Annotated in this window: 13 protein-coding genes; 10 read left to right on the forward strand and 3 right to left on the reverse strand. The window is 39.1% G+C overall.

Annotated features, from left to right (window positions below; translation table 11 throughout):
• Positions 1-194: 194 nt before the first annotated feature.
• The gene (locus QMA08_RS02260) at positions 195-626 is read right to left on the reverse strand and encodes an exonuclease III (protein WP_290173515.1); all 432 of its coding nucleotides are present in this window, start codon (positions 624-626) and stop codon (positions 195-197) included.
• 240 nt (positions 627-866) lie between these two features.
• Here QMA08_RS02260 and xthA point away from each other — a divergent pair, with 240 nt between their 5' ends.
• The 3 genes from xthA to QMA08_RS02275 are packed head-to-tail and all read left to right on the forward strand — an operon-like array spanning position 867 to position 3,138.
• A complete protein-coding gene (xthA, locus tag QMA08_RS02265; RefSeq protein WP_024596546.1) occupies positions 867-1,673 on the forward strand; it encodes an exodeoxyribonuclease III in 807 nt (268 codons plus the stop codon).
• A gap of 5 nt (positions 1,674-1,678) precedes the next feature.
• A complete protein-coding gene (locus QMA08_RS02270; protein ID WP_182692884.1) occupies positions 1,679-2,326 on the forward strand; it encodes an energy-coupling factor ABC transporter permease in 648 nt (215 codons plus the stop codon).
• Positions 2,323-3,138 (forward strand): putative RNA methyltransferase, encoded by an 816-nt coding sequence (locus QMA08_RS02275; protein ID WP_290173520.1) that lies wholly within the window; start codon positions 2,323-2,325, stop codon positions 3,136-3,138. Before QMA08_RS02270 ends, QMA08_RS02275 begins: the two co-directional genes overlap by 4 nt.
• Here QMA08_RS02275 and yfbV read toward each other — a convergent pair.
• Entirely contained in the window at positions 3,135-3,581 is a 447-nt protein-coding gene (gene yfbV / locus QMA08_RS02280) for a terminus macrodomain insulation protein YfbV (protein ID WP_024596543.1), read from the reverse strand. The two genes, QMA08_RS02275 and yfbV, sit on opposite strands and share 4 nt — an antisense overlap.
• Before the next feature lie 283 nt (positions 3,582-3,864).
• Between yfbV and QMA08_RS02285 the strand changes: the two genes are divergently transcribed.
• The 7 genes from QMA08_RS02285 (at position 3,865) to QMA08_RS02315 (ending at position 10,532) form a co-directional block, all read left to right on the forward strand.
• A complete protein-coding gene (locus tag QMA08_RS02285) occupies positions 3,865-5,079 on the forward strand; it encodes an acetate kinase (protein WP_290173521.1) in 1,215 nt (404 codons plus the stop codon).
• Position 5,080: 1 nt separating this feature from the next.
• Positions 5,081-7,240: a phosphate acetyltransferase gene (pta, locus tag QMA08_RS02290; RefSeq protein ID WP_039489932.1), complete on the forward strand. Its 2,160-nt coding sequence runs from the start codon at positions 5,081-5,083 to the stop codon at positions 7,238-7,240.
• A 227-nt stretch (positions 7,241-7,467) separates the two neighbouring features.
• Entirely contained in the window at positions 7,468-7,854 is a 387-nt protein-coding gene (locus QMA08_RS02295) for an ACT domain-containing protein (RefSeq protein ID WP_002959696.1), read from the forward strand.
• Positions 7,855-7,857: 3 nt separating this feature from the next.
• Positions 7,858-8,355 (forward strand): PTS glucose transporter subunit IIA, encoded by a 498-nt coding sequence (locus QMA08_RS02300; RefSeq protein WP_039489934.1) that lies wholly within the window; start codon positions 7,858-7,860, stop codon positions 8,353-8,355.
• A 4-nt stretch (positions 8,356-8,359) separates the two neighbouring features.
• The gene (locus QMA08_RS02305; RefSeq protein ID WP_002959693.1) at positions 8,360-8,707 is read left to right on the forward strand and encodes an ArsC family reductase; all 348 of its coding nucleotides are present in this window, start codon (positions 8,360-8,362) and stop codon (positions 8,705-8,707) included.
• Positions 8,704-9,834 carry a succinyl-diaminopimelate desuccinylase gene (gene dapE, locus QMA08_RS02310; RefSeq protein ID WP_039489937.1) on the forward strand — a complete coding sequence of 377 codons (1,131 nt, stop codon included), beginning with the start codon at positions 8,704-8,706 and terminating at the stop codon, positions 9,832-9,834. Before QMA08_RS02305 ends, dapE begins: the two co-directional genes overlap by 4 nt.
• Positions 9,834-10,532, forward strand: a complete 699-nt coding sequence (locus tag QMA08_RS02315; RefSeq protein WP_024595106.1) for a M15 family metallopeptidase — start codon at positions 9,834-9,836, stop codon at positions 10,530-10,532. The genes dapE and QMA08_RS02315 overlap by 1 nt, the downstream gene beginning before the upstream one ends.
• 6 nt (positions 10,533-10,538) lie before the next feature.
• Here the strand turns inward: QMA08_RS02315 and QMA08_RS02320 are convergent, their stop codons facing one another.
• Positions 10,539-11,408, reverse strand: a complete 870-nt coding sequence (locus QMA08_RS02320) for a DMT family transporter (protein WP_024595107.1) — start codon at positions 11,406-11,408, stop codon at positions 10,539-10,541.
• Positions 11,409-11,415: the final 7 nt, after the last annotated feature.

Here is an 11,415-nt window from a genome sequence, read left to right on the forward strand (position 1 = left end):
CTTTAACTAATACAAATCCAATGCCAATAATAGTTAACTTATAAGAATCAACAACTTAATCTTGATTGGTGCGTTTATTGAACAGTTTCAATAAGTTAAGCTTGCAAGCTTTGCAAACAACCTTGTAATTTTTGCAAAAAAATACCCGGTAAAGACCAGGTATCTCAATTTTAGTTATATAGTTCAGCTAATAATTAGATTGCTGCGTTTTGGTAGCGTTTAACAAACTCAGTAACGTTTTGACCATTACATTTTAATGAGTTTAAGTTACCAATTTTTTGACGAACAGGTGCTAAACCTTGTTTTAAAGCCGTCATACATAATTGAGTTTCTTGTTGAGCGTCTTTTGCAAATACTTCTACTTTCTCAACTGATCCGTTGCTTAATGTCGTTTTTTTAGCAATATCGCGAATATCTTCACCATTACATAAAATGCTTTTAGAAAAACGAGATAAGTAAACACCGTGCTGAGCAGCTTCTTTACGAGCAACACTAAAGCCTTCGTTTGCGCTTAGTACACATAACTTAGACTCAATTTTATTATCTTGACTGAAGTAAGTATTGCTTTGTGCTGAAGCAGTTGCAGATGCTAATAAAGCAGTAGCTAAAAGTAGTTGTGTTTTCATGAGAGATCCTATTTGAACGAGCTAAACAAGTGAATTTCGCGCATTATATATTCAATAAAGTTAAGTTCAATTGAATTTTTTATTTATTTAAAAAATTAATACTGCATTTACAATGTTTAAACTTTACTCACCAACTGATCAACATTTGCGCAGCTATTTTCTCATTTCAGTCATGTTATGTACGCGTATTTACTGATACAATTTAATTCATTAAATAGATCCAATTTTAAGGTAAATTTTATGAAAGTGATTTCTTTCAATATCAATGGTCTGCGTGCTCGTCTTCACCAATTACAAGCAATTATCGACAAACATCAACCAGACGTTATTGGCTTGCAAGAGATTAAAGTTCATGACGAAGCATTCCCACTAGAAGATGTACAAAAAATGGGATATCACGTCTACTTTCATGGCCAAAAAGCCCATTATGGCGTAGCTATGTTATGCAAAAAAGAGCCTAAATCGGTCTTAAAAGGCTTTGCTACCGATACAGAGGAATCGCAAAAACGCATGATAAGTGTCACTGTTGAACAAGATAACGGTCGCGACCTTACAGTCATGAATGGCTACTTCCCACAAGGTGATAATATTAATCACGAAACTAAATTTCCTTATAAACGACAATTTTATAAAGATTTAATGACACACCTTGAAACCAACCACACCCCCGATCAAGACGTCATTGTTATGGGCGATATCAACATATCACCCACCGATTTAGATATTGGTATTGGCGAAGTTAATGCAAAGCGTTGGTTAAAAACGGGTAAATGTTCTTTTCAACCGGTAGAGCGTGAATGGCTTGCAACATTACTTAATTGGGGCTTTAAAGACACCTTTAGAGAGCAAAACCCAGAAACAGACGATCAATATTCGTGGTTTGACTATCGCTCTAAAGGGTTTGTAGATAACCGAGGGCTTCGAATAGATGTAGTACTTGCAACTAATGAGCTTGCAGCACGCTGTATAGATACTGGCATTGATTACGAACTGCGCGGTATTGAAAAACCCTCAGATCATGCCCCTATATGGTCAACATTTAAGTAATTACTATGCTAAGCATAACAATACAAGGGCTACTTTGGGCCCTTGTAATTATTATTGCCCTACTAAGCTTTGATAAAAAAACATATAAAACATTGCTTAATACGCCAGCCCGTCAAACTGGAGTTCTTGCATGTGCGTTAGTGTTTGCAGTGCTTTGGCGAATAAAAGCAGGAATTTTAACTGGCCTTGATTTACACATATTAGGCGTTACGGCCGCGACATTAATTTTAGGCTGGCGATTGACTATTTTAAGTAGCCTACTTGCCACAGCGCTACTAACTGCATTTGGTCAAATTGAACTTGAACTGTTACCAGTACAACTGCTTATTGGTGCGTTTATTCCTATTTTACTAAGCTACCTTGGCTTTATAATTAGTTACCAGTATTTACCTCGTCATTTTTTTGTTTATATATTTGTTTGTGCGTTTATAACTGCAGGGTTTATAGCCTGTATAAAAATAAGCCTAGGTGCTTTATTTTACTTAGCTATAGGGCAATACAATTGGCAAGAACTTGCAGATAACTACGTTTATTTAAGTGCCATAATTTGGTTTCCTGAAGCAATGCTCAACGGCATGGCTATAACAATTATGATCACCTATCGCCCGCATTGGGTAAAAACTTTTTACGATAAGGACTACCTAGACTCATGAGTCTACAATATCAATGCCCGCTATGTAATCTCGCACTTTTGAAAGCTGATTCAACACTTCGTTGTGCTAATAACCACAGCTTTGATTTTGCCAAAGAAGGGTATGTTAATTTACTGCCTGTGCAACAAAAAAATTCAAAACAACCGGGCGACTCCCTTGAAATGGTACAAGCTAGACGCGCATTTTTAGAGCGTGGATACTACCGCTTTTTACAACAAAATCTTAGCGATTTAGTCGGTCGAATAAGTTCGAATACGGTTATAGATTTAGGATGCGGCGAAGGGTTTTATACCCAAGCAATAGCAAGTAAAACAGACGCAGTTGTGTACGGCGTCGATATTTCTAAATCCGCCGTTAAATATGCAGCAAAGCGCTACCCTAATTGCCATTTTAGTGTTGCATCAATTAGCCAAGCACCTTTTAAAAGTCAATTTGCTGATGTACTTATTAGCGTATTTGCACCTTTGTTTGAGGATGAACTTGAACGTCTAGCTAATAAAAATGCAACATTAGTGGTCGCAAGCCCAGGCCCTTATCATTTAAAAGAGCTAAAATCGTATATATATTCAGAAGTAAACGAACATACTGAAATAGCCACGCCAAAAGGGTTTCAAAAAGCAGAACAGGCTCTTTTAACAGAGCATGTAGCGCTTAGCTTTACTGATATTAAAAACTTAATAATGATGACGCCATTTGCATGGAAATTTAGACCCGAGCACTGGACAGCACTCGAACAAAAAGGTGAACACAATGTCACCTTATCATTTTATATTACTCAGTTTACCAAAATAGATAATGGTATAACCCGCTAAAACTGCTCTTTAGTAAATGCTCTATCCATTTTTTCAAACATATCTTTAAGTAAGTTAGCAAGCTCCATATAACGGGGCTTGTTTTCACTTAACTGCGTTTGATATCCATTAGCCGCCATTTTAGTGTACAGCTCGTTGTACCATTTTTGCATAGCAGGATCTAAAGGCGTTTGCGCTCGTTTGCCTAACCAAAATAAACCTTGTAAAGGTAACGATATAAAAAATAATGCACTCGCAATAGCTTGCGGTAAAAAATCAGATCCTAAGTAATTAAGCTGAAAAAACAACGTTAGCATAGCCAAGATTGGCATTACTGTAATGGCAAGCTCAGTCGCTCTAATCACTCTAAACTCTAAAAACAAAGGCGCAAGCTCTTTACGCATTGGCCATTTTTTACCATACAAACGGCCTGTTTGTAGTTGTGACATCACACTTTTTTGCATCATGACTCCTCACAGATACTGCTTTTAAATACAATAGAAAACGAGCTATACCCAAAGTGTAACACAAAATGAGGGAGTTACACTTTCTCAGTAAAAGAGCTTAAATTTACCCTTTAATGGCGAACAATCCTAACTTAAACATCATAAATAAGGTAAAATATTTAACATTGCGTTAACCACTTTGCAGTTGAACATTCAATTGTTTTAGCTTTATTTAATACAGTAAGTGTAACTATCACGTATTAACGTTCACTTACTAAACTTGTTTATGGAAATTGAATCTATGCCAACAACCTCCCCTGAATCCCAACATGTTTTAGTTTTAAACTGTGGTAGCTCTAGTTTAAAGTTTGCCATTATTGATGCAAACGACGGTCAAGAAATTATATCAGGCCTTGCTGAACGCTTGGGCGCCAAAGCCCCCTCCATTAAATACAAATTTAATGGGGCTAAGACGGTTATCGACTTAGCGGCTAATCAAGCACATGCTGAGGCTATAAATACGCTTGTAAGCTTAATAAAGGATCATAACCTTGATGAGCACCTTATTGCTGTTGGGCACCGTGTTGTTCATGGCGGAGAGCATTTCACAAAGTCAGTCTTAATTGATGAAGATGTAATTAACGGTATTACTAAAGCGTCTTCTTTAGCGCCGCTACATGGTCATGCGAACTTGTTAGGTATTTCATCTGCACAAGCTTCATTTATAGGTTTACCGCAAGTAGCAGTATTTGACACAGCATTTCATCAAACTATGGATGAAGTTGCCTACCTTTACGCCCTACCCTATAAGCTTTATACAGACTACGGTGTAAGACGCTATGGTATGCATGGCACAAGTCATTACTATGTAGCAGGACAAACTGCTAAATTATTAAATCAGCCTATAGAGAAGAGTAATTTCATTAGTGCTCATTTAGGTAATGGCTGCTCTGTTACTGCAATAAAAAATGGTAAAAGTGTTGATACCAGTATGGGTTTAACGCCATTGGCTGGTATTGTTATGGGTACTCGCAGTGGAGATATTGACCCCGGTTTATTTAATTTTTTAACCACACAGCTTAGTTACAACGCTCAGCAAATAGATAATTTATTAAACCAAGAAAGCGGCCTACTAGGTATTAGCGAACTCTCTAACGATTGTCGAACGATTGAAGAAGCCGCTGTTGCCGGACATAAACAGGCACGTTTAGCGCTGGATATTTTTTGCTACCGACTAGCCAAACAAATTGCAGCTTACATGGTACCATTACAACGTTTAGATTCACTTATATTCACTGGCGGCATTGGCGAAAACTCCGATATCATACGTGAAAATGTCATTAATCAATTAGCTTTTTTAGGGTTCAGTTGTGACCAGAAGAGCAATCTTGATGCACGTTTTGGTAATCAAGGTATTATTAGTTCAGCCAATACTTCACCCAAAGTGGTAGTAATGCCGACCAACGAAGAGTGGGTTATTGCACTTGATGCCGCTAACATCGTAAAGGAGCTTTAATATGGCACGTCGTATTATGTTAATTCCTGTGTCTACCGGTGTGGGTTTAACGTCGGTATCAGTTGGTTTAGTCCGCGCTCTTGAGCAAAAAACAGTTAAAGTTAACTTTTTTAAACCCATCGCTCAGCCTCGTTCAGGCGAAACAGGTCCTGAAAAATCAACACAAATAGTCACTCAAGGCTCACCTATTAACCCACCCACCCCTTTTGCACTTGATTATGCTGAGCAAATGATTGGCGACGGTAAAGGTGATGATCTACTAGAGGAAATTGTTGAACGCTTTGAAAGTAAAATAAACGACGATGAAGTCGCTATTATTGAAGGTATGGTGCCTACTCGTCGCCAACCTTATGCTGGGCGTGTAAACCGCGAAATTGCGCAAACACTCGGCGCTGAAATTGTATTTGTACTTACCCCTGGTAATTACACCATTACTCAAATAGAAGACCGCCTGGAAATTGCGGCAGGTAACTACGGTGGAATCGATCATCCTCGTGTACTGGGCTGTATTTTTAATAAAGTAAATGCGCCACTTGATGAAGAGGGCCGTGCACGCGCCGATTTAGTCGACGCTTACAAACCTGAAGAGCTTGAAAACGAGTTAAATCGTTTAGCGTCTTTACCTATTTTTAAAAAAAATCCGTTTATGTTGCTTGGCGCAATCCCGTGGGATTTTGACTTAGTAGCGCCACGCGTAAAAGACTTAAGCGCGTATTTAAAAGCAACAATAATTAACGAAGGCGATATGCTTCATCGTCGTCTGCGCCGTATTACTTTTTGTGCGCGTACGGTTTCTAATATTTTAAATTATTTTACGCCAGGTGCTTTATTAGTAACACCAGGCGATCGCTCAGACATACTTGTTGCTGCGTGTTTATCTGCTATGAACGGCACTAAACTTGGCGCTATATTACTCACCGGTGGCTTTGAGCCAGAGCCACGTATTATGGCTTTGTGTGAACAAGCCATGCAAACCGGTTTACCAATACTCGCAACCGATGCCGACACATGGCGTACATCATTATTACTGCATAACTTTAATATGGAAGTACCAAATGATGATGACCAACGCATTGAAAAAGTAAAAGATCACAACGCAGAACATATCAATTCAAACTGGCTCGATACTCTAGCTCAAAGTGTAGGCAAAACGCGTAAGTTATCACCACCTGCATTTCGTTATTTATTAACCGATAAAGCACGTAAAGCAGGTAAAACCGTAGTATTACCAGAAGGAAGCGAACCTCGTACAATTAAAGCGGCTGCTATTTGTGGTCAACGTGGCATTGCTAAAACTATATTGCTTGGCGATCGCGAAGAAATAATGCGTATTGCACAGCAGCAAGGTATTGAGCTAAACGAACATGTAAGTATCATCGAGCCAAAAAGTATTATAAATGATTATATTGCGCCTATGGTCGAAATTCGTAAAAGCAAAGGCCTAACTGCGGTTGTAGCACAAGAGCAGCTACAAGATAACGTCGTACTTGGCACAATGATGCTTGAGCAAGGTAAAGTAGATGGTTTAGTATCGGGCGCGGTAAATACCACTGCCAATACAATTCGCCCGCCCCTGCAGTTAATTAAAACAGCGCCAGGATCATCACTAGTATCATCCGTATTTTTTATGCTGCTACCTGATCAAGTGTTAGTTTACGGCGACTGTGCAATTAACCCCGACCCTAATGCTGAACAACTTGCTGATATAGCGATTCAATCTGCGGACTCTGCAGCTGCATTTGGCATAGAGCCACGTGTAGCCATGATAAGCTACAGCACGGGTACGTCAGGTACGGGTGCCGATGTTGAAAAGGTACGTGAAGCCACAAAAATAGCAAAACAAAAACGTCCTGATTTAATTATCGACGGCCCACTACAATACGATGCCGCTATAATGGAAAATGTAGCACTTAAAAAAGCGCCTAACAGCCCTGTAGCTGGTAAAGCGACTGTATTTATATTCCCAGATTTAAATACGGGTAATACAACATATAAAGCAGTACAACGCAGTGCCGACTTAATAAGTATCGGCCCTATGCTTCAAGGTATGCGCAAACCCGTAAACGACTTGAGCCGTGGTGCATTAGTCGATGATATTGTGTATACAATCGCCTTAACTGCAATTCAGGCAGCCCAAGCAGAAGCGCTAATAGCACATTAAACACAACGTGTGCTTTTTATAGCCTAGCTATTATTTATTTAATAATTAAGTAGTTAGGCTATTTATACCCTGCAACCCCCATACTTATCCACAGAAATTGTGGGTAAGTTTTTAATCTCTATTAAAACCCACTTCCAAATGCTCATTTTAGTCACGCTTACACCTTTAACTTGAAGGCAATAATCTATACTATAAAGCTATCAATAATGCTGTATCGCAGGCGTTTAATGTCAAAACAAACATTACAATTACACAGCACGGTTTTATCTATTCACAGTTTAGATGTTGACGCCGATATACCTGCGGCGCTACTAAAGCTTCCTTTATTTTTTATATCTAAAACCCAGGATGAACTATCTATTGTTTGCCCTAGTAGCTTTGAAATAGAGAGTTTAGATACCGAATCTGATTGGCAAGCACTTGAGGTGGTTGGCCCACTTGGTTTTTCGCTGACCGGAATAATGGCTAATATATCGGGTGTATTAGCACGCGCTAAAATTTCTATTTTTTCAATCTCAACCTACGATACCGATTATATTTTAGTAAAAAAGCAAACGGCCTCACTAGCACTTAACGCCTTAAAAAAAGATGGTTACAACGTGGTGGCCCAATAGCATATGAAAGCACAAACAATTGAATATCTAGCACTCAATAAAACGCCCCGCAGTGCCATCCTTATTAAAAGCCCATTTACAGGTAAAGTAATACCGCTTCAAGAACACCCCGAACCTATTTTTAGGTTTGGTATTCTCGGTCCTGGTATTACTGTAAAGCTCAGTAGCCACAAAATTTTAGCGCCGTTTGATGGCACGTTATTACAAGTAAAAAACGCAGGTACTGAGTTTATTTTACAGGCTAAAAATGGTTTAAAAGTTTTAATCAATTTAACTATTACCGGTTCGCAATCAATTACACATACCCATATTGCACAATTAAATGGTAGTGAAATAAGTAAAGGCCAGCGCCTCGCTTATTTTGATTTACGTGAACTAGAAACGCCTATGCTGGCCAGTTTAATCTTACTTAACGGCCATAATCTCGGCACATTTCATTACTCACATTCGCATGTAAATGCGGATGTAGATACCTTATTAACTATTATTAAGAAGAACTAAATTTATGATCACTCTATACGGTATTAGCAATTGCGACACGATAAAAAAAGCAAAAAAATACTTAGCCGACAACAACATCGAATTTACGTTTCATGATTACCGCAAAGATGGCGTAAATGAGCAAATGGTAAGTGATTTTGCAGATAAACTCGATTGGGAACAGCTTGTTAATAAACGTGGCACAACTTATCGCGCACTAACTGATGAGCAAAAACAGAGTTTGACTAAAGAAAGTGCTATCCCATTGTTAGTTGAACAACCTGCCATGATCAAACGTCCAGTACTTATTAACAATGGCAGTTACCACTTAGGTTTTAAAGCAGCCCAATACGATGAGATATTTAAATCATGAAAGATGATGTAATTAAACTCGCCCAAGCACTAATACAACGTGAGTCAGTAACGCCCGAGGATGCTGGCTGCCAACAGATGATGAACGATCGCCTTGCTGCGGTTGGTTTTAATATTGAGTCATTATTTTTTACCGACACATTAAATACATGGGCTCGAAAAGGCACACAATCACCGCACTTTTGTTTTGCAGGCCACACTGATGTTGTGCCAACAGGCCCTGAAAAAAATTGGCAACACCCGCCGTTTTCAGGATTAATAAAAGACGGTTTATTACATGGGCGCGGCGCTGCCGATATGAAAGGCTCGTTAGCTGCAATGCTTGTTGCAACCGAGCGGTTTGTTACTAAACATCCAGATCATAAAGGCTCAATTTCTTTTTTAATAACCTCTGACGAAGAAGGCCCGTTTATAAACGGGACTACCCGTGTAATTGATACGCTAGAGGCGCGCGGTGAAAAAATTGATATGTGCCTAGTAGGCGAGCCTTCATCACGAGATGTATTAGGTGATGTTGTTAAAAATGGCCGCAGAGGTTCACTTACCGCTTTTTTAACCGTTAAGGGTGTACAAGGGCATGTCGCCTATCCACATTTAGCACAAAACCCAATTCACCTAGCAACCCCTGCCCTTACTGAGCTTAGCCAAACGGTGTGGGATAACGGAAATGAATACTTCCCTGCTACCAGCTTTCAAATTTCAAATATTAATGGCGGCACAGGTGCAGGCAACGTGATCCCGGGTGAGCTAGAAGTACAGTTTAACTTTAGATTTAGCACGCAAGTAACACATGAGCAATTACAACAACGTGTAAATGACATACTACAAAAGCATAACTTAAATTATGAATTAAGCTGGATAGTAAATGGCTTACCTTTTATTACCGAGCACGGCCCACTTGTTGATGCCACAGTAAAAGCGATTAAATCAGTAACCGGTTTAACCACAAACCTAGAAACTACCGGCGGCACATCAGATGGTCGCTTTATTGCACAAACAGGTGCTAAAGTAATTGAACTTGGCCCACGTAACGAAACTATTCATAAAGTAGATGAATGCGTAAGTACCGATGATTTAATAGCCCTTACCGACATTTACGAGCAAATACTAGAGCAACTTTTAGCATAATGGATGTAACTAAACCAACATCGATAATGTGTATCACAGGGCAAAGTGATACACATTTAACTGACATACAAAATCATCGCTTGCACAGCGCTATTATTAGCGACTTTTTAGCGCTGCAAAGTGCAGCTCAAAAAGCGGGATTTGATCTTACTATTGCCTCAAGTTTTCGCGACTTTGAACGCCAGTCAATTATTTGGAATAATAAGTTTTTAGGTATTCGACCTGTTTATAATAAACAGCAAAAGGTTGTAAATTTAACTAAATTAAATGATGTAGATAAATGCATAGCAATAATGCTCTACTCTGCACTACCTGGCGCAAGCAGACACCATTTAGGGACTGACTTAGATGTGTTTGATAAAGCTGCGGTCAGTGATGATTATAAGCTACAGCTAACACCTGATGAATACCTGCAAGGTGGGCCGTTTGCACCTTTAAGTAATTGGCTTGATACTAACTTAGTTAAATTTGGTTTTTATCGCCCTTACCAGCATGATTTAGGTGGCGTAGCACCTGAGCTTTGGCATATAAGCCATATTAAGCAATCACAATTATTAGTGAATAAACTTAGCGAGCAAGTACTTTTTGAATGCATAAAAAACAGTGAACTACAGGGTAAGCAGGCAATACTTGATAACTTACCTGCTATTTATAAACGCTTTGTAACAAACGTAAGCCCACACCTAAAAGAAGGTTAGGTTTTATTAAGCCTTCTTTTTATTTAAAATAAACACCAGCACGGCCCCTAATATTAACGAGCTTGCTACTATAAACTCAATTGTTACCTGCTCTGATAAAAACATAACACCAGCAATGGCAGCAAGTACCGGCACACAAAGTTGCACAACCGCAGCTTGGGTACTTTTAAGTAGTGGCATTGCTACATACCAAACACTATAACCAACTCCAGACGCTATTGCCCCCGAGGCACACGCAAGTAATACCCCTTCAATACTCATATTTTTTAAATAACTCATACCTACAAGTAATAAAACAGGGATAGCAACTAAGCTTCTTATAAAGTTAAACCCAGTAGTACGCAGTGGCGATACGCACACTTTACCGCGAATACTGTAAATACCCCATGCCACACCACTGAGTGCCATAAGTGATGCACCTAATAATGAAGGCACCGCTGCAGATGGCAGCATTAAATATACAAAACCAGATAACGCCACTATAAATGCACACCACTGGAGTACGCTTAATTGCTCTTTTTGATAAATACCCCAGCCAATCATAGTAAGTTGCACAGCAGAAAATAAAATTAGTGCACCGGTACCGGTATCTAGCTCTACGTAGGCAATCGAAAAACAAAGCGCGTAAACAAGCAGGCTAATACTGCTTCGCCAGCTTCCTCTGTCACTTAAAATAGCGGGATTGAATGTGCCTTTACGTTTTAAATTATGGGTATAAATAGCCATTATAATGCCCAAACATGCAGCCCCGCTAAGTAAGCGAATAACAGTAAAGTTCCAAGCATCTATATAACCTTCTGCTAAGGCCATTCTGCAAAAAAGAGAATTTGCGGCAAACGCAATTAAAGCAATTAATGTGTATATGGTGGCTTTCAAAAAAATT

The sequence above is a fragment of the Pseudoalteromonas sp. APC 3355 genome (genome assembly GCF_030407615.1).
GTDB lineage: Bacteria > Pseudomonadota > Gammaproteobacteria > Enterobacterales > Alteromonadaceae > Pseudoalteromonas > Pseudoalteromonas distincta.